This is a genomic window from Massilia sp. DWR3-1-1 (assembly GCF_049898325.1).
GTDB lineage: Bacteria > Pseudomonadota > Gammaproteobacteria > Burkholderiales > Burkholderiaceae_D > JAFCUW01.
In genome coordinates this window covers 206954-225105 of sequence record NZ_JAFCXL010000004.1, presented here as the reverse complement: position 1 = coordinate 225105, position 18152 = coordinate 206954, and the positions used below count along the sequence as shown (strand labels likewise).

Genomic DNA, 18152 nt, shown 5'->3' with positions numbered 1-18152 from the left:
AGCGGCCCGACTGCGCCCTGAAAGCGCGCTAACACACTGATGGCGCGCGCCCGACAGGGCAGGCTCAAGCTCTCTCCACGACACGAAAGAGCGCCATGAAAACCGATATCACACTACAGCAGGACGTGCTGGCCGAACTGGCCTGGGACCCCGCCATCGACGCCACCGCCATCGGCGTGCAAGTCCACGAGGGCATCGTCACCCTCAGCGGCGAGGTGGCCAGCTTCGCCGAAAAATGGGATGCCGAGAACGCCGCCCGCCAGGTCAGCGGCGTGCGCGCGCTCACCGTCGCCCTCGAGGTGCGGCTGGCCGGCTCGAGCCGGCGCGACGATGTCGACATCGCGCGCACCGTCGAAAACACCCTGCTCTGGTCCACCGCCGTGCCTGACCATGCGGTGCAGGTGACGGTGGAAGGCGGTTACGTGACCCTGAGCGGCAAGCTCGCCTGGGCCTACCAGCGCCATGCCGCCGTGCAGGCGGTGCGCTACCTGATGGGGGTGACGGGCGTGAGCGACCAGATCGTGGTCCAGCCGCACGTCAGCGCGCTCGTCGTCCAGGACCAGATCGAAGCCTCGCTCAAGCGCCGCGCGCACCAGGACGCCAGCCGCATCGCCGTCAGCGTGAACGGCGATACCGTGACGCTGACGGGGCTGGTGGCGAACTGGACCGAACACAATCTGGCCTGCCATGCGGCCTGGAGCTCGCCCGGCGTGCACGAGGTCATCGACCACCTGCGCCTGGCCTGAGCACGGCGCCAGGGGGCCAAAGCGCGCAGACACACAGATGTTCTCGCGCCGCCCCGCTACTGTGGGGCATCGACAGCGCCTGCCGCGCACCCGCGCAGCGGCGCTGCCACAGGAGAACGAGCATGCCATCGCGCGCCGCACCCAGCCCAAGCGCCCGCGCCGATGGCTTCCATCCCTTGTTCATCTGCGCCTGGCTGCTGTGCGCGGTCTTCTATTTCTTGCAGTATGCGCTGCGCTCCGCGCCCGGCGTCATGCTGCCCGAATTGCGCAGCGCCTGGGCGCTTGGCGCGCTGGGCTTGAGCTCACTGCTCGGCCTCTACTATTACACCTACGCCGGCTTCTCCATCATCGCCGGCGCGGCGCTCGACCGCTACGGCGCCAGGCTGTCGATCCCCGCTGGCATCGCTTTGCTGGCCATCGGCGCCGCCCTGTTTGGCGTGGGCAGCGTGGGCGCCGCCCAGGCCGGCCGCCTGCTGCAGGGCGCCGGCGCCGCCTTCGCTTTCGTCGGCGCCGTCTACCTGGCCACGCGCGGCTTTCCCGCGCGGCTGCTCGCCACCACCGTCGGCGCCACCCAGATGTTCGGCATGCTGGGCGGCGCCGGTGGCCAGTTCATCGTCTCGCCGCTCATTCATGGCGCCATCAGCTGGCCGCACTTCTGGCTGGCCGCCGGCGCCGTCACCGCCGTGCTGGCCGTGGTCACGCTGCTGGCCACCCCGGCCGAACCGGCGCAGGCAGCGGCCAGCCGCGGCACGCTGGGGCAGATGTTCGCGCCCTACAAGATCGTACTGTCGAATCCACAGTCGTATCTGTGCGGCTTCTGCGCGGGCCTGCTGTTTCTGCCCACCACCATCGGCGACATGATCTGGGGCGTGGCGATGCTGCAGGACGGTTATGGCGCCACCCACGCCGACGCCGTCAACCGCGCCGCCATGGTGCCGCTGGGCTGGGTGGTGGGCGCGCCCCTGCTGGGCTACCTGGCCGATCGCCTGGGGCGCCGCAAGCCGGTGCTCATTGCCAGCGCCGTGGCGATGCTGGCGCTGGCGGCGGCCATCCTGTTCCTGCCGGTCGGGCTCATGCCGGCCTACCTGGGCGGCCTGCTGTTCGGCTTCGCCTCGGGCGCGGCCATGATCCCGTATTCCATCATCAAGGAAGTCAATCCCGACGGCATCAAGGGCAGCGCCACCGGCGCCATGAACTTCCTGGTGTTTTCCCTCAGCGCCGTGGCCGCGCCGGTGGCCGGCTGGGTGCTCGGGCACGACGCCGCCGGCGCCGCCCTCGACCTGCAGGACTTCCGCCACTGGGGCGGGTGGGGCCTGGCCGGCATTGCGCTGGCCATCGTGCTGGCGCTGTTTCTCAAGGAAACCGGGAGCGCTGTGCGCCTCCCTGCTGCCGCCGCCGCCGTCCCCGCCTGATCCTGATTGTTCACCGAAAGCGACCCATGCCCGCCCCATTTCACGACCTCACCGCCCGCCTCGACCCCTTGCGCCACGCCGGCGCCGGCCCGCGCCGCAGCGCGCGGCCCCTGTACGCCAATCTGACGGCGCCGTGCCAGCAAGCCTGTCCGGCCGGCGAAGACATCCAGGCCTGGCTGGCGCTGGCCCGGGCAGGCAAGTTCGAACGGGCCTGGCACAAGCTGGTCGAGGCCAATCCCCTGCCCGGCGTGCACGGGCGGGTCTGTTATCACCCGTGCGAGAGCGCCTGCAACCGGGGCGCGCTTGACAGCGCCGTCAGCATCCACGCCGTCGAGCGCCTGCTGGGCGACATGGCGCTCGAACAGGGCTGGACCATCGCCGTGCCGCCGGCGACGGGCAAGCGGGTGCTGGTGATCGGCGCGGGCCCGGCCGGCCTGTCGGCCGCCTGGCACCTGCGCCGGCGCGGCCACGCCGTCGAGATCCGCGAGGGGTCGGCCGCGGCGGGCGGCATGCTGCACTACGGTATTCCCGCCTACCGCCTGCCGCGCGTCGTCCTCGCGCGCGAAATCGCCCGCATCGTCGCGCTGGGCGTCACCTTGACGCTGGACTGCGCCGTCACCGACGTGGCCGCGGCGCGCCGCGACGGCCAGTTCGACGCCGTCTTCCTCGCCATCGGCGCCCAGCTGGGCAAGCGCATCGAGATCCCCGGCCGCGACGCCGGGCGCATGCTGACGGCGGTAAAACTGCTGCACGCGGCCGCCGACGGCAGCGCCGTCAAGCTGGGCCGGCGCGTCGCCGTGGTGGGCGCCGGTAACACGGCGATGGACGCGGCCCGCACCGCGCGCCGGCTGGGCGCCGAGGAAGCCGTGATCGTCTTCATCAGCGACCGCGCGCACATGGAAGCGCACGCCTTCGAGGCGCAGGAAGCGCAGGACGAAGGGGTGACCATCAAGTGGCTCAGCAGCATCCGCCAGGTCGGGCCGGGCGCACTGCAGCTCGAGTTGATGGCGCTCGACGCCGACGGCACGCCGCAGCCGACGGGCCAGTTCGAAACGCTGGCCGCCGACGCCGTCGTGCTGGCGCTGGGCCAGCAGGCCGACAGCGGCTTTCTGCACGCGCTCGACGGCATCGTCTTCCTGCCCGGTGGCGCGGTGGCGGTCGACGCCACCCTGATGACGGGCGCGCCCGGGGTGTTCGCCGGCGGCGACCTGGTGCCGGGCCAGCACAGTGTGACCAACGCCACCGGCCACGGCCGCCGCGCCGCCGCCCACATCGACGCCTGGCTCGATGGCCGCGCCGTGCTGCCCGAGGTGGACCTCGCGCTCGCCACCTTCGCCATGCTGCACCTGCCGATCTACGCCGATGGCGCGCGCGCGCAGCAGGCCGAACTGGCGCCGGCGGCCCGCGTGGGCGGCTTCGACGAAGTCACCAGCGGGCTCGACGAATCCGCCGCCCGCCGCGAGGCCCAGCGCTGTTTCTCGTGCGGGAACTGCTTCGAATGCGACAACTGCTACGCCGCCTGCCCCGAGCAGGCCATCGTCAAGCGCGGCCCCGGTCTCGGCTACGAGGTGCTGCTGTCGGCCTGTACCGGCTGCGCCGTGTGCGTCGATCAGTGTCCGTGCCACGCGATGCAGATGATCGCCGAAACAGCCGCCACGCAGGTGGCGGCATGAGCGGTCGCATCACCCTCGACGGCAATGGCGCCGTCGCCCACATCGCCTACCGCGTCAACGAAGTGTGCGCGATCTACCCGATCACCCCCTCGTCCACCATGGCCGAACTGGCCGACGAATGGGCGGCGGACGGGCACACCAATATCTGGGGCAACGTCCCCGTGATCCAGGAAATGCAGAGCGAAGGGGGCGCCGCCGGCGCCGTCCATGGCGCCTTGCAGGGCGGCGCCATGACCACCACCTTCACCTCCTCGCAGGGCCTGCTGCTGATGCTGCCGAATATGTTCAAGATCGCCGGCGAACTGAGCTGTACCGTCTTTCACGTCGCCGCCCGCGCCGTCGCCACCCAGGCGCTGTCGATCTTTGGCGACCACACGGATGTGATGGCGGTGCGCGGCAGCGGCTTTGCCATGCTGTCCTCGGCCTCGGTGCAGGAGGCGCATGACAGCGCCCTGATCGCCCAGGCGGCCACCCTGCGCGGCCGCGTGCCATTCCTGCATTTCTTCGACGGCTTTCGCACCTCGCACGAACTCAATACCATCGACCTGGTGGCCGACGAGATCATTCGCGCCATGATCGACGACACCCTGGTGCGCGCCCACCGCGCCCGCGCACTGAGCCCCGAGGCGCCCTTCATCCGCGGCACCGCGCACAATCCCGACACGTTTTTCCAGGCGCGCGAGAGCGTGAACCCGTACTACCAGGCGCTGCCGGCCATCGTGCAGGACGCGATGGACCGCTTCGCCACCCTGACGGGGCGCCAGTACCATTTGTTCGACTACAGCGGCGCGGCCGACGCCACCCGCGTGATCGTGCTGATGGGCTCGGGGGCGGAAACCGCCCGCGCCGTCGCGGCACTACTCAACAGTGCCGGCGAAGCGGTGGGGGTGCTGCAGGTGCGCCTGTTCCGGCCATTTTCGGCGGCCCACCTGGTCGCCGCCCTGCCCGCCTCGTGCACGCGCCTGACGGTGCTCGAGCAGGCCAAGGAGCCGGGCGCGGCGGGCGAGCCGCTCTACCTCGACGTGCTCGCCGCGCTGGCGCAGGCGGTGGCCAACGGCGCACGCACGGCGATGCCGCGCGTGACGGGCGGGCGCTACGGCCTGGGCTCGAAGAACTTCAGTCCCGCCATGGCCAGGGCCGTGTTCGATGAACTCAGGGCGGCGCAGCCGAAGAACAGCTACACCATCGGCATCGACGACGACGTCTCGCACAGCAGCCTGGCGTGGGACCCAACGTTCCACCTCGCCCGCGTGGGCGACCAGGTCGACGCCGTGTTCTACGGCCTGGGCGCGGACGGCACCGTGGGCGCCAACAAGAACAGCGCAAAAATCCTCGGCGAGGACGCCGGCCGCAACGCCCAGGCGTATTTTGTCTACGATTCGCACAAGTCGGGCGCGCGCACGGTCTCGCACCTGCGCTTCGGCGCGGCGCCCATCCACGCGCCCTACCTGGTCGAGCGCGCCGACTTCGTCGCCTGCCACCAGTTTCACTTCCTGCTGCGCCAGGACCTGCTGTCGATCGCCGCCCCCGGCGCCATCTTCCTGCTCAATACCGTCTACGGGCCGCAGGACGTGTGGATGCACTTGCCGCGCCCCGTGCAGCGGCAGATCCTCGACAAGCAATTGCGCCTGCACGTGATCGACGCCTCCAGCGCCGCCCGCGAAGCGGGGCTGGCGGGCCTGACCAACACCATCTTGCAGACCTGCTTTTTTGCCCTGTGCGGTGTGCTGCCGCGCGAACAGGCGATCGAACGCATCAAGGCCTCGATTGCGCACAGCTACGCCAGCAAGGGCACGGCCGTGGTGCAAGCCAATTTCGCCGCCGTCGACGGCGCACTGGCGCGCCTGCACGCGGTGGCGGTGCCGGACGCCGTCAGCGGCGAACTGGCCATGACGGCCGTGGTGCCGGCCAGCGCGCCGCCGTTCGTGCGCAAGTTCATCGCCATCGCCCTCGAAGGCCGCGGCGACCTGCTGCCGGTGAGCGCGATGCCCGTCGACGGCAGCTATCCCAGCGCCACCAGCATGTTCGAAAAGCGCAATATCTCCGACTTCGTGCCCGTCTGGGAGCCGGGCCTGTGCATCCAGTGCGGCCAGTGCAGCGTGGTGTGCCCGCACAGCGTGATCCGCTCGCGCTACTACCACGAGGACCGGCTGGGCGGCGCCCCGCCCGCCTTCAAGTCGGCGCCCGTCAACGCGCGCGGCTTTCCGCACACCCATTTCACCTTGCAGCTGTACGTGGAAGACTGCACCGGCTGCGGCCTGTGCATCGAAGCCTGCCCCGCCGACAGCGTGCTGGTGCCCGACCTGAAGGCGCTCAATCTGCACGAGAAGGCGCCGCTGCTGGCGGCCGAGCGGCTGGCCATCGGTTTTTTCGAGGGCCTGCCCGTGAACGACCGGGCACGGGTCAATTTTGCCAGCATCAGCGGCGTGCAGTTTCTCGAGCCGACCTTCGAATTTTCCGGCGCCTGCGCCGGCTGCGGCGAGACGCCCTACCTCAAGCTGCTGTCGCAATTGTTCGGCGACCGCGCCATGATCGCCAACGCCACCGGCTGCTCGTCGATCTACGGCGGCAATCTGCCCGTCACGCCGTGGTCGAAAAACAGCGAGGGGCGCGGCCCGGCCTGGTCCAATTCCCTGTTCGAGGACAATGCCGAATTCGGCCTGGGCTTTCGCCTGGCCGCCGACCAGCAACTGGCGCTGGCCCGTTCCCTGCTCGCGGCGCTGGCGCCAGCGGTGGGCGCGCCGCTGGCGCAGGCCATCCTGGCGGCCGACCAGACCGAGGAATCGGCCATCCGTGCCCAGCGCGACCGGGTGGCGCAGCTGAAAACGGCGCTCGCCGCCCTCGACCTCGACGCCGCACGCGACCTGCTCTCCGTGGTCGACCACCTGGTGCGGCGCAGTATCTGGCTGGTCGGCGGCGACGGCTGGGCCTATGACATCGACTCCGGTGGACTCGACCACGTGCTCGCCAGCGGGCGCGACGTCAATGTGCTGGTGCTCGACACCGAGGTGTATTCGAACACGGGCGGCCAGGCCTCGAAGGCGACCCCGCTGGGCGCGGTGGCCAAGTTTGCCAGCGCCGGCAAGCGCACGGCGCGCAAGGACCTGGCCCTGCAGATGATGGCGTACGGCAACGTGTACGTGGCGCAGGTGGCGCTGGGCGCCAACGCGCAGCAGACCTTGCAGGCGTTTCGCGAGGCCGAGGCCTATTCCGGCCCGTCGATCATCCTCGCCTACAGCCACTGCATCGCCCACGGCATCGATATGCGCCAGGGCATGCACCAGCAGGACCTGGCCGTCGCCTGCGGCTATTGGCCCCTGCTGCGTTTCAGTCCGCCCATGGGAGCGGCCGGCCGCAATCCCTTCCGCCTCGACTCGCCACGGCCCTCGCTGCCGTTCGCCGCCTATGCCGGCAACGAGCTGCGCTACACCGCGCTGGCGCGGCGCGACCCGGGCGCCGCCGCCACCCTGATGGCGGCCGCCCAGCGCGCCGTGACCGACAAATACCGCCAGTACGAACACCTGGCCAGCGACACCACCGGGCGCCACCGCCCTCAAGGAGCATGACATGAACCTGACGACCCCCTACATGGGCCTGCTATTGCACTCACCGCTGGTGGCCTCGGCCTCGCCGCTGACCTCCGAACTCCCCAAGCTGCTGGCCCTGCAGGACGCCGGCGCCGGCGCGGTGGTGCTGCCCTCGCTGTTCGCCGAGCAGCTCGAAGCGCAGGCGCGCCGCGATGAAGCGTTGAGCGGCGCCGGCGCCCACAACTCGCCCGAGGCGGCCAGCTACCTGCCGGCGCCGGCCCGCCATCAGCTGCAGGCGGTGCAATACATCGACCTGGTGCGCGACGCCAGCCGCCAGCTGGCCATTCCCGTGATCGCCAGCCTGAACGGCGCCAGCGTGGGAAGCTGGGTCAATTACGCGCGCCAGCTCGAGGACGCCGGCGCCGCCGCGCTCGAATTGAACATGTATTTTGTCGCCGCCGACCTGTCGCTGGACGGCCGCGCCGTCGAGCAGCGCTACCTCGACATCGTCGCCGCCGTGCGCCAGCGCGTGCGCATCCCGCTCGCCGTCAAGCTCAGCCCCTACTTCAGCGCGCCGGGCCACTTCGCCATCGAACTGGCCGGCGCCGGCGCCGATGCGCTGGTGCTGTTCAACCGTTTCTACCAGCCCGACATCGACACCGTGCGCCTGAAAATCCGCAAGCAGCTCGAGCTGAGCCACCCGTCCGAGATGCGCCTGCCGCTGTTGTGGATCGCCATCCTGCACGGGCGCATCAACGCCTCGCTGGCCGCCAGCACGGGCGTGCACAGCGCCGACGACGTCGTCCAGTACCTGCTGGCCGGCGCCGATGTCGTCATGACCACCTCGGCCCTGCTCGAACACGGCGTGGGCCACATGCGCACCCTCGTCGATGGCCTCAAGCAGTGGCTGGCGCAGCGCGACATGGACGACCTGACGCGCATGCGCGGGCTGCTCGCCCAGGGCAACTGCGCCCGTCCCGAGGAGTACCAGCGCGCCAATTACATTGACATCCTGCAGGGCTACCAGAGCACGCCCGCCCACAACGGGCAGATGCCGCCCGTGCGTCATATCTGAGGAAAGACCATCCCATGACAGAACTGATCCACCCGCCCGCCTCAGGCCACCAGAGCGGCACTGGCTACCGCAAGCTCATTGCCATGACGGCCGGCATGCCGCCGCTGCGCACGGCGGTGGTCCATCCGGTCGACACGCACGCCCTGACGGCGGCCGTCGACGCGGCGCATCTGGGCCTGATCGTGCCGGTGCTGGTGGGGCCGGCGCACAAGATCCACGCCGCCGCCGATAGCGCCGGCATCGACCTGACCGGCATCGAGGTCGTCAACGTCGAGCACAGCGCGGCCGCTGCCGAGGCGGCGGCGGCAATGGCCGGCGACGGCCAGGTCGAAGCGCTGATGAAGGGCAGCCTGCACACGGACGAATTGATGCACGCGGTGGTGGCGCCGCAGGCGCGCCTGCGCACGGGGCGCCGCATGAGCCACGTGTTCGCCATCGACGCCCCCGCCTATCCGCGCTGGCTGTTCATCACCGACGCCGCCCTGAACATCAGCCCCGACCTGGCGGCCAAGCGCGACATCGTACAAAACGCTGTCGACATGGTGCGCGCGCTGGGCATCGTGCGGCCCCGGGTGGCGCTGCTGTGCGCCGTCGAAACCGTCAATCCCGCCATGCAGTCGACGCTCGACGCGGCGGCCTTGTGCAAGATGGCCGAGCGGGGCCAGATCCGCGGCGCCCTGCTCGACGGCCCGCTGGCCTTCGACAATGCCGTGTCGGCGTCGGCCGCCCTCATCAAGGGCATCATTTCGCCCGTCGCCGGCCACGCCGACATCCTGCTGGTGCCCGACATCGAGGCGGGCAATATGCTCGCCAAGCAGCTCGAATACCTGGGCGGCGCGCAGATGGCCGGCATCGTGCTGGGCGCGCGCGTGCCCATCATCCTCACCAGCCGCGCCGATCCCACGCTGGCGCGACTGGGCTCCTGCGCCATCGCCCTGCTGCTGGCACGCCACCAGCAGGGCTGGCCCAAATAAAGCCCCCCTTCCCTTTCACTAACCCACAAAGAAAGAACAACATCATGAGCAAAATCATCGGTATCGATCTGGGCACCACCAACTCCTGCGTCGCCGTGATGGAAAACGGCCAGCCGAAAGTGATCGACAATGCGGAAGGCACGCGCACCACGCCCTCGATCGTGGCCTACCAGGCGGACGGCGAAATCCTGGTGGGCGCGGCGGCCAAGCGTCAGGCGGTCACCAATCCCAAAAATACCCTGTTCGCCGTCAAGCGCCTGATCGGCCGCAAGTTCGACGAGAAGGAAGTGCAGAAGGACATCGCCCTGATGCCCTTTGCCATCGTCAAGGCCGATAACGGCGACGCCTGGATCAGCGTGCGCGACAAGAAAATGGCGCCACCGCAGATTTCGGCCGAAGTGCTGCGCAAGATGAAAAAAACCGCCGAGGACTACCTGGGCGAAGCGGTGACGGAGGCCGTCATCACCGTGCCGGCCTATTTCAACGACGCCCAGCGACAAGCGACCAAGGACGCCGGTCGCATCGCCGGCCTCGATGTCAAGCGCATCATCAACGAGCCCACCGCCGCGGCGCTCGCCTTCGGCATGGACAAGAACCAGCAGGGCGACCGCAAGATCGCCGTGTATGACCTGGGCGGCGGCACCTTCGACGTTTCCATCATCGAAATCGCCGCGCTCGACGGCGAAAAGCAGTTCGAGGTGCTCTCGACCAACGGCGACACCTTCCTCGGCGGCGAAGACTTCGACCAGCGCATCATCGACTCGATCATCGACGACTTCAAGAAGCAGCACGGGATCGACCTGAAGAAGGACCCGATCGCCCTGCAGCGCATCAAGGCCTCGGCCGAACGGGCGAAAATCGAATTGTCGTCGGCCCAGCAGACCGATATCAACGAGCCCTACATCGCCATGGCGAACGGCGCGCCGGTCCACCTGAGCATGACGATGACGCGCGCCCGCCTCGAAGCGCTGGTGGAAGACCTGATCGAGGCGACCATCGCGCCGTGCCGCACGGCGATCGCCGATGCGGGCGTCAAGGTGGCCGATATCGACGACATCATCCTCGTCGGCGGCATGACGCGCATGCCCAAGGTGCAGCAGAAGGTGCGCGAATTTTTCGGCAAGGAGCCGCGCCGCGACGTCAACCCCGACGAAGCGGTGGCGGTGGGCGCGGCCATCCAGGGCGCCGTGCTGTCGGGCGACCGCAAGGATCTGCTGCTGCTCGACGTCACCCCGCTGTCGCTGGGCATCGAGACCATGGGCGGCGTGATGTCGACCATGATCCCACGGAACACCACCATCCCCACCCGGATCAGCCAGGTGTTTTCCACCGCCGAGGACAATCAGCCGGCGGTGACGATCAAGGTGTTCCAGGGCGAGCGCGAGATCGCCGCCGGCAACAAGGCGCTGGGCGAATTCAATCTCGAGGGGATTCCGCCGTCCGCCCGCGGCACCCCGCAGATCGACGTCAGCTTCGACATCGACGCCAACGGCATCTTGCACGTGGGCGCCAGGGACAAGGCCAGCGGCAAGGAAAACACCATCACCATCAAGGCCAACTCGGGCCTGACGGAACAGGAAATCCGCAATATGGTCGATGACGCCGCCAAGAACGCCCAGGCCGATCATGCGCTGCGCCTGCTGACCGATGCGCGCAACCAGGCCGATGTGGCGATCCACACAGCGAAAAAGGCCATCGCCGCGCAGGGCGCCGGGGCCGACGGCGCCGCCGCGGCCGCGGTCGAAACGTGCATCGCCGCGCTCGACGACGCAATGCGCAACGGCGACAGCGCGCAGATCGCGACCGATATCGCCGCGCTGGCCGCGGCAGTGCTGCCCCTGCAGGCGGCGCCAGCGCAAGAGCCGGCCAAAGCGCCGCCAGGCAGCGACGGCAAGCAGGCGATGGACGCCGAATTTACCGACGTCTGATTGCGCGCTTCACACTGGCGGGCAGCCGCGATGGCTGCCTGCTGTCCCCTTATCGCATACCACCTGGAGTATCTTATGCCACCCTCTTTCTTATGCCGTCCGGCCTCGACGATCCTGGCCTGCCTTGGCGCCGCGCTGGCGCTGGCGCTGGCGCCGGGCGTCGCCCACGCCCAGGCCAGCCGCGCCAGCACCATCGTCACCATGCAATTGCCCTCCTCGGCCACGCCCGTCAAGGGCTGGAGCGTCCAGCGCGGCCTGCTGGGACGCCCCATCTACGATGACGGGGGCGAGCAGATCGGCACGGTGATCGACCTGGTGGTGACGAGCGCCGCCGCGCCCTTCGTGCTGATCATCGGCGTGGGCGGCCACGCTGAAATCGGCGGCCACGCGGTCGCCTTGCCGTTCGCCGCAGTCACCGACCGCAAGGGCCTGCTGCACCTGCCGGGAGCCTCGCAGGCCTCGCTCAAGGCCATGCCGCGCTTTAGCTACGACAGCGCGGTCATCGTGCGTAGTCGATAAGTTCGAACCTCACGCCATCTGCGCCACCCGGCGCCGAAACAGCAGCAAGGAGCCGCCGAACAGCACGGCGGCGATCGCGATCAGCGCCAGCAGGTGGGGCCACACCACCGCCATGCCGGCGCCACGGTAGACAATCGCCTGGGCCAGCGCGACGAAATGGGTGGTGGGCGCCGCCTGCATGATCGTTTGCAGCGCCGCCGGCATGCTCTCGCGCGCCGTCACGCCGCCCGACAGCAATTGCAGGGGCAGCAGGATCAGGATCACCAGCATGCCGAACTGCGGCATGCTGCGCGCCACCGTCGCCATCAGGATGCCCATGGCGGTGGTGGCGCACAGGTGCAGGGTGGCGCCCAGCAGCAGCAAGCAGGCCGAGCCCTGCAAGGGCACCTGCAGGGCGCCGCGGACAATAAAAATCAGCGACAGCGCAGCCGCCGCCAGCACCACCAGCCCCATCGACCAGACCTTGGCCAGGATGATGTCGGCGGGCGTGACGGGCATCACCAGCAGGTGTTCGATGGTGCCGTGCTCGCGCTCGCGGATCAGCGCCGCGCCGGTCAGTATCACCGACAGCATGGTGACGTTGTTGATCACTTCCATCACGCTGCCAAACCAGGACTGCGCCAGCGTGGGATTGAAGCGCGCGCGCGCGACCAGCGTGATCGCCGGCGCCGCCACCACAAGGCCATGCTCGCGCACGCCGAAGTCGGTGATTTCGGCCGCGGCGATCTGGGCAATGTAGCCGCTGCCGCCAAACGCCTGGCTCATGCGGGTGGCGTCGACGTTCAGTTGCAGCGCCGCGCCGCGCCCGGCCAGCAGGTCGCGCTGAAAATTGGCGGGAATGTCGAGCACGAAAGTGTAGTCGCCGCTGTCGAGACCAGCGTCGGCGGCGCCGCCGTCGATCAGCACCGGGGTGGTGAACTGGGGCGGCGCAAACGCGGCGACCAGGCGCGCCGACAGCGGCGACGCATCCATGTCGACGATGGCGATGGCGGCCCGGTGCAGCGTCTCCGGCTGGGCGGTGGCGGCCACGTACACGGATGCGCTGAAGGTATAGACGATCAGCAGCAGCATCATCGGGTCGCGCAACAGGGTCCACAACTCCTTCACCCCCAGCCGGTAGATGTTGTCGAGGCGCGCCGCCCCTGTGCCCGGCATCTTCATCGCTCCTGCTTTCTCAGCAGCGCAATCGCCAGGCCCAGGATCAGCGGCAGCGCCAGCAGCAGCGCCAGGTAGTCGGCGCGCAAGGCCTGCCAGCCCAGCGCCTTGTTGAACACGCCCCGGCTGATGGCCAGCATGTGGGTGGCCGGATAGGCCGTGCCAATCAGCCGCCCCACGCCCTCGAGCGAACTGACCGGATTGATCAGCCCGGCAAACTGGATGGCGGGGATCATGGTGCCGATCAGGGTGAGGAAGATGGCCGAAATCTGGCTGCGGGTGAAGGTCGAGGCCAGCAGGCCGATCCCGGTGGCGCACAGCACGTACAGCAGGGCCGCCACGCTCAGGCTGAGAAAACTGCCCTTCAGGGGCACCCCGAACACCGTCACCGCGAACAGCGTCATCAGCAAATAATTGAGCATCGCCAGCAGCACGTACGGTGCTTGCTTGCCGATCAAGAATTCGCTGCGGGTGACGGGGGTGACGTACAGGTTGAGGATCGAGCCCATTTCCTTCTCGCGCACCACCGACAGCGCCGCCAGCATCGCCGGCAGCATCAGCAGCAACAGCGGTATCACCGCCGGCACCATCGCCGGCAAGCTCTTGACGTCGGGGTTGTAGCGAAAGCGGGTGAGGATGTCGACCGCGCTGCCGGCATGCGCGCCCACGCTGGCGCGCGCATGTTCGGCCAGCCACAGCTGGTGCATCGCCACCAGGTAGCTCTGCGCCGTTTCGCCCCGCTGCGGCATGGCGCCATCAACCCAGGCGCCGACGCTGACGGCTTCGCCGCGGGCGACGCGGCGGCCGAAGCCGGGCGGTATTTCCAGGGCCAGCGCCAGCTCGCCGCTGCGCATGCGCGCGTCGAGCGCGGCGCCGTCGGTCAGCGGCGCCTGCTCGGTAAAATAGCGCGAACCAGCCAGGTTGAGCGCGTAGCTGCGACTGCTGCCACTCTGGTCGCGATCGAGCACGGCAAAATTGAGGTTTTCCACATCCAGGCTGATGCCGTAGCCGATCACCAGCAACAGCAGCAGCGAGCCGCCCAGCGCCAGCGTGGCGCGCACCGGGTCATGGCGCAGTTCGAGCGCTTCGCGCCAGGCATAGCTGAGGGCCCGGTTCAGGCTGAACCAGCGCCGCCGCGGCGCCCCGCTTGCCCCCGCCACCACAGCCGGCGACACCAGCGGCGCCGGCGCCGGCGCTGCCTCGCCACCGGCCTCCACCAGGTAACTGATAAACGCCTGCTCGAGCGTCGCCACGCCGCGCTGGCGCGCCAGTTCGGCGGGCGGGGCCGTCACCAGCACCCGGCCGGCGTGCATCAGCGCGATGCGGTCGCAGCGCGCCGCCTCGTTCATGAAATGGGTGGAGATGAAGATGGTGACGCCGTCGCGCCGCGCCAGCTCGATCATCAGGCGCCAGAAATTGTCGCGCGCGATGGGGTCGACGCCCGATGTGGGTTCGTCGAGTATCAGCAGGCGCGGCTGGTGGACCACGGCCACCGCCAGCGACAGGCGCTGGCGCACGCCCAGCGGCAGCGTCTCGGGCAAGCTATCGAGCACGCCCAGCAGGTCGAAGCGCGTGGCCAGCGCCAGGATGCGCGGATCGATCTGCGCCGGCGGCACCTGGAACAGGCGCGCGTGCAGCACCAGGTTCTGGCGCACCGTCAATTCCTGGTACAGGGAAAACGCCTGCGACATGTAGCCGACCTGGTGCCGCGCCGCCAGGTCGCCCGCGCGCACGGACTGGCCGAACAGCAGCGCCTGGCCGGCGCTGGCCGGCAGCAGGCCCGTGAGCATTTTCATGGTGGTCGATTTGCCGCAGCCGTTCGAGCCGAGAAAGCCGAAAATCTCGCCGCGGCGAATCTGGAAGCTGACCTGGTCGACCGCGCAAAAGTCGCCGAAGCGCTTGCAGAGGCCACGCGCCTCGATGGCCAGGCCTGCGGCGCGGCTGGCCGCGTTTTCCGCCGGCAGGGGCGTGATCTGCACCGGCTGGTGGCCGCGCCGTCGCCCTTCCGGCAACAGCGCGATGAAGGCGTCTTCCAGCGTGGCGCTGGAACTGGCGGCCAGCAGCGCCGCCGGGGTGCCGCGCGCGAGCACGCGGCCGGCGTCGAGCGCGACCAGCAGGTCGAAGCGCTCGGCTTCTTCCATGTAGGCGGTCGCCACCAGCACGCTCATGCCGGGCCGGGCGGCGCGGATTGCTCCAATCAGGTCCCAGAAGCGCGCGCGCGCCAGCGGGTCGACGCCGGTGGTCGGCTCATCGAGGATCAACAGGTCGGGATCGTGGATCAGGGAGCAGCACAGGCCCAGCTTTTGTTTCATGCCGCCGGAAAGCTGGCCGGCGGCGCGCTCGAGGAAGGGCAACAGGCCGGTGCTGCCGGCCAGGCTGTCGATGCGGCGGCGCCGTTCGTGCCGGTCATGGCCGAACAGGCGCGCGAAAAACTGCAGATTTTCTTCCACCGACAGCGTCGGGTACAGGTTCTTGCCCAGGCCCTGCGGCATGTAGGCGATGCGCGCGCAGACGGCGTCGCGGTGCGCCTTGGCGGCCATGTCACCGCCCAGCACCTCCACCGTCCCCGCTTGCACGGCGCGGGCGCCCGCCACCAGCGCCATCAGGCTCGATTTGCCCACGCCATCGGGGCCGATCAGGCCGATCATGGCGCCCGCCGGCAGCGCCAGGTCGACGCCGTCGAGCGCGATCGTCTTGTCGTAATGCAGCGTCACCGCGCGCAGGCGGATCACCGGCGCGGCCGCCTCGTTCACGGCGCCGCCGTCAGGGCCAGCTGGGCCGGCCACGGCTGGGCCGCATCGAGCCGCACCCAGGCCACGCCCGGCAAGCCGGGTTTGACGCGGCCCTGCTGGCGCAGCAGCAGGGCGCGGCCCAGTTGCGCCTTGACGCGAAACATCAGCCGCTGGCGCTCGCTGGCCGTCTCCACCGTCTTGGGGGTAAATTGCGCCGTACTGGCGACAAACGAGATGGTGGCCGGCAGCACCTGCACAGGCGCGCCGTCGAGCACCAGCCGCACCTCGCTGCCGATGGCCAGCTTGCCCACGGCCGCTTCGGGCAGGAAGAAGGTCAGATAGACGTCGCCCAGGTCGACCAGGTTGAGCACCTTGCCGCCCGCGGCCAGCACTTCGCCAGGCTCGGCGACGCGGTACTGCACCCGTCCCGCGGCGGGCGCGCGCAGGGCATTGTCGGTGATGTCGGCGTCGACCCGCGCGGTGGTGGCCAGCGCCGCCACCACCGCCGAACGGGCGCCCACCACCTGCGCGCGCGCCGCGCCGATGGCGGCGGCGGCGGCGTCGACCTGGGCGACGGCGGCCGCCAGCACCGCTTCGGCGCCACCGACACGGGCGCGGTCGAGTTCCTGCACCGAGGCGGCGCCGGCGGCTGCCAGCCGCTCCGAGCGGGCCAGGCGCCGGCGCGCGGCGTCGAGATCGCTCGCGCGCTGGCGCACCACGGCGCTGGCGGCCAGCTGCTCGCTCTGGCGCATCGCCACCTGCGCCTGCAGGGCGCCGACGTTGTCGCTGGCCTGCTGCTGGCGCGCGCGCGCCTCGTCGCGCTGGGCCATCAAGGGTTCGTCGCGCATCGTCGCCAGCAGCTGGCCGGCCTGGACCACATCGCCCTCGCGCACGACGATGGTGTCGACCCGGCCGCCGACGCGGGTGGCGACATCGGTCTCGGTGGCCTCGATGCGGCCGTTACCGCTGACAAAGCCGGGCCCGGGGCCGCTGGGCCGCAGCACATACCAGCTGCCAACGCCGATGGCCAACAAGGCCGCCAGGCTGGCGCCGGCCATCCACTTGGCCCGGGCACCGGCGAGCAATCCAGGCGCTGTCGGCGCCGGCGTTGGCGCCGCGTCCGGCGTCGCCGCGGCGGCGGGCGCGGTGACTGTGTCGGTCACTTCCCGGCGGGAGCGAAATCGATCACCACCCGCGACGGCACCTGGCCGTGTTCGAGCCGGGTAAAGACCTCGTTGATAGCCGATAGCGGTTGCAGTTCGATGTCCGCCTTGACCTTGCCGTCGACGGCGAAGGCCAGCGCCTCGGCCATGTCGCGCCGGCTGCCCACAAACGAGCCGCGGATGGTGATGCAGTTGGCCACCACGTCAAACAAGGGGGTGGGAAATTCACCGGGCGGCAAGCCGACCAGCACGCAGGTGCCCCACTTGCGCGTCATCGCCACGCCCTGGCGGAAGGCGGCCAGCGAAGGCGCCGTGATGAGCACACCGTGGGCGCCGCCGCCGGTGGCCATTTTCACGGCCTCGATGGCGTCGCTGTCGAGCGCATTGATGATCACGGCCGCGCCCAGCAGCTTGGCGTGTGCCAGCTTGCCCTTGTCGATATCGACCGCGCACACCTGCAGGCCCATCGCCTTGGCGTACTGGATGGCCAGGTGGCCCAGGCCGCCGATGCCGGAAATGACGATCCACTCGCCGGGCCGGGCCTGGGTTTCCTTGATGCCCTTGTAGACGGTGATGCCGGCGCAAATGAGCGGCGCCGCTTCGCGCGCGCCCAGGCCGGCCGGGATGTGCGCCACATAATTGGGGTCGGCGACGATGTACTCGGCAAAGCCGCCGTTTTTGGTATAGCCGCCGAACTGCGCCTCGGCGCACACGGGTTCGCGCGCCGACAGGCAGTATTCGCAATGGCCGCAGGCCGAATACAGCCACGGCACGCCGACCCGGTCGCCTTCGCGCACGCTCGTCACGCCGGCGCCCACCGCGGTGACGATGCCGATCCCTTCGTGGCCGGGAATGAAAGGCAAGGCCGGGCGCAGCGGCCAGTCGCCATTGGCCGCGTGCAGGTCCGTATGGCAGACGCCGCAGGCTTCGGTTTTTACCAGGATCTGGCCAGGACCGGCTTGCGGGACGGGTACTTCGCGGATCACCAGCGCTTGACCGAAGGCTTCGACGAGGGCGGCTTGCATTGTTTGTGTCATGACGATCTCCAGGTTGGGTTGGCGGCCTTTTCGGGCTGGCCACGTGCTTGAACACCAATGGTAGCGAGGCAGGTGGCGGCCCTTCAGTGTGTTTGCGCGCATTCGGGCCGGATAAACAATCCGGCAAGAATACAGGCGCCTTAATGATCCGCACATTGCTTCGTTCGAATGCCAGACCGAGGCGAGCAAGGTGCCGCCCATCGATGCGCAA

Annotated in this window: 12 protein-coding genes; 8 read left to right on the top strand and 4 right to left on the bottom strand. The window is 69.5% G+C overall.

What is annotated here, in order from left to right; translation table 11 throughout:
- The first annotated feature begins 95 nt into the window (after positions 1 to 95).
- The 8 genes from ACP7EY_RS06310 to ACP7EY_RS06275 all read left to right on the top strand — a co-directional run bounded on the left by ACP7EY_RS06310 (position 96) and on the right by ACP7EY_RS06275 (position 11854).
- A complete protein-coding gene (locus ACP7EY_RS06310) occupies positions 96 to 746 on the top strand; it encodes a BON domain-containing protein (RefSeq protein ID WP_426191598.1) in 651 nt (216 codons plus the stop codon).
- Between the two features lie 122 nt (positions 747 to 868).
- Positions 869 to 2158, top strand: coding sequence for an MFS transporter (locus tag ACP7EY_RS06305; RefSeq protein ID WP_426191596.1), 1290 nt, complete (start codon positions 869 to 871; stop codon positions 2156 to 2158).
- 26 nt (positions 2159 to 2184) lie between these two features.
- On the top strand, positions 2185 to 3831 hold the full coding sequence (locus ACP7EY_RS06300; RefSeq protein WP_426191594.1) for an NAD(P)-binding protein: 1647 nt from the start codon (positions 2185 to 2187) through the stop codon (positions 3829 to 3831).
- Positions 3828 to 7397 (top strand): pyruvate:ferredoxin (flavodoxin) oxidoreductase, encoded by a 3570-nt coding sequence (nifJ, locus tag ACP7EY_RS06295; RefSeq protein ID WP_426191592.1) that lies wholly within the window; start codon positions 3828 to 3830, stop codon positions 7395 to 7397. Before ACP7EY_RS06300 ends, nifJ begins: the two co-directional genes overlap by 4 nt.
- 1 nt (position 7398) lies before the next feature.
- Positions 7399 to 8433 (top strand): dihydroorotate dehydrogenase-like protein, encoded by a 1035-nt coding sequence (locus tag ACP7EY_RS06290; RefSeq protein WP_426191590.1) that lies wholly within the window; start codon positions 7399 to 7401, stop codon positions 8431 to 8433.
- Positions 8434 to 8447: 14 nt separating this feature from the next.
- Positions 8448 to 9407 (top strand): bifunctional enoyl-CoA hydratase/phosphate acetyltransferase, encoded by a 960-nt coding sequence (locus ACP7EY_RS06285; RefSeq protein ID WP_426191588.1) that lies wholly within the window; start codon positions 8448 to 8450, stop codon positions 9405 to 9407.
- Positions 9408 to 9451: 44 nt separating this feature from the next.
- A complete protein-coding gene (dnaK, locus tag ACP7EY_RS06280) occupies positions 9452 to 11335 on the top strand; it encodes a molecular chaperone DnaK (protein ID WP_426191586.1) in 1884 nt (627 codons plus the stop codon).
- 75 nt (positions 11336 to 11410) lie between these two features.
- Positions 11411 to 11854 carry a PRC-barrel domain-containing protein gene (locus tag ACP7EY_RS06275; RefSeq protein WP_426191584.1) on the top strand — a complete coding sequence of 148 codons (444 nt, stop codon included), beginning with the start codon at positions 11411 to 11413 and terminating at the stop codon, positions 11852 to 11854.
- Positions 11855 to 11863: 9 nt separating this feature from the next.
- Here the strand turns inward: ACP7EY_RS06275 and ACP7EY_RS06270 are convergent, their stop codons facing one another.
- The 4 genes from ACP7EY_RS06270 to ACP7EY_RS06255 form a co-directional block, all read right to left on the bottom strand.
- The gene (locus ACP7EY_RS06270; RefSeq protein ID WP_426191582.1) at positions 11864 to 13009 is read right to left on the bottom strand and encodes an ABC transporter permease; all 1146 of its coding nucleotides are present in this window, start codon (positions 13007 to 13009) and stop codon (positions 11864 to 11866) included.
- 2 nt (positions 13010 to 13011) lie between these two features.
- A complete protein-coding gene (rbbA, locus tag ACP7EY_RS06265) occupies positions 13012 to 15762 on the bottom strand; it encodes a ribosome-associated ATPase/putative transporter RbbA (protein WP_426191580.1) in 2751 nt (916 codons plus the stop codon).
- Positions 15759 to 16799 (bottom strand): HlyD family secretion protein, encoded by a 1041-nt coding sequence (locus ACP7EY_RS06260; protein WP_426191681.1) that lies wholly within the window; start codon positions 16797 to 16799, stop codon positions 15759 to 15761. Before ACP7EY_RS06260 ends, rbbA begins: the two co-directional genes overlap by 4 nt.
- Before the next feature lie 101 nt (positions 16800 to 16900).
- Positions 16901 to 17941: a zinc-dependent alcohol dehydrogenase gene (locus tag ACP7EY_RS06255; RefSeq protein WP_426191578.1), complete on the bottom strand. Its 1041-nt coding sequence runs from the start codon at positions 17939 to 17941 to the stop codon at positions 16901 to 16903.
- Positions 17942 to 18152 lie beyond the last annotated feature (211 nt).

Bases quoted from the DNA above. Each gene is read 5' to 3' on its own strand.
- ACP7EY_RS06310 (WP_426191598.1), top strand. From the start codon at position 96: ATGAAAACCGATATCACACTACAGCAGGACGTGCTGGCCGAACTGGCC.
- ACP7EY_RS06305 (WP_426191596.1), top strand. From the start codon at position 869: ATGCCATCGCGCGCCGCACCCAGCCCAAGCGCCCGCGCCGATGGCTTC.
- ACP7EY_RS06300 (WP_426191594.1), top strand. From the start codon at position 2,185: ATGCCCGCCCCATTTCACGACCTCACCGCCCGCCTCGACCCCTTGCGC.
- ACP7EY_RS06260 (WP_426191681.1), bottom strand. From the start codon at position 16,799: ATGGCCGGCGCCAGCCTGGCGGCCTTGTTGGCCATCGGCGTTGGCAGC.
- dnaK (WP_426191586.1), top strand. From the start codon at position 9,452: ATGAGCAAAATCATCGGTATCGATCTGGGCACCACCAACTCCTGCGTC.
- nifJ (WP_426191592.1), top strand. From the start codon at position 3,828: ATGAGCGGTCGCATCACCCTCGACGGCAATGGCGCCGTCGCCCACATC.
- ACP7EY_RS06290 (WP_426191590.1), top strand. From the start codon at position 7,399: ATGAACCTGACGACCCCCTACATGGGCCTGCTATTGCACTCACCGCTG.
- ACP7EY_RS06255 (WP_426191578.1), bottom strand. From the start codon at position 17,941: ATGACACAAACAATGCAAGCCGCCCTCGTCGAAGCCTTCGGTCAAGCG.
- ACP7EY_RS06275 (WP_426191584.1), top strand. From the start codon at position 11,411: ATGCCACCCTCTTTCTTATGCCGTCCGGCCTCGACGATCCTGGCCTGC.
- ACP7EY_RS06285 (WP_426191588.1), top strand. From the start codon at position 8,448: ATGACAGAACTGATCCACCCGCCCGCCTCAGGCCACCAGAGCGGCACT.
- ACP7EY_RS06270 (WP_426191582.1), bottom strand. From the start codon at position 13,009: ATGCCGGGCACAGGGGCGGCGCGCCTCGACAACATCTACCGGCTGGGG.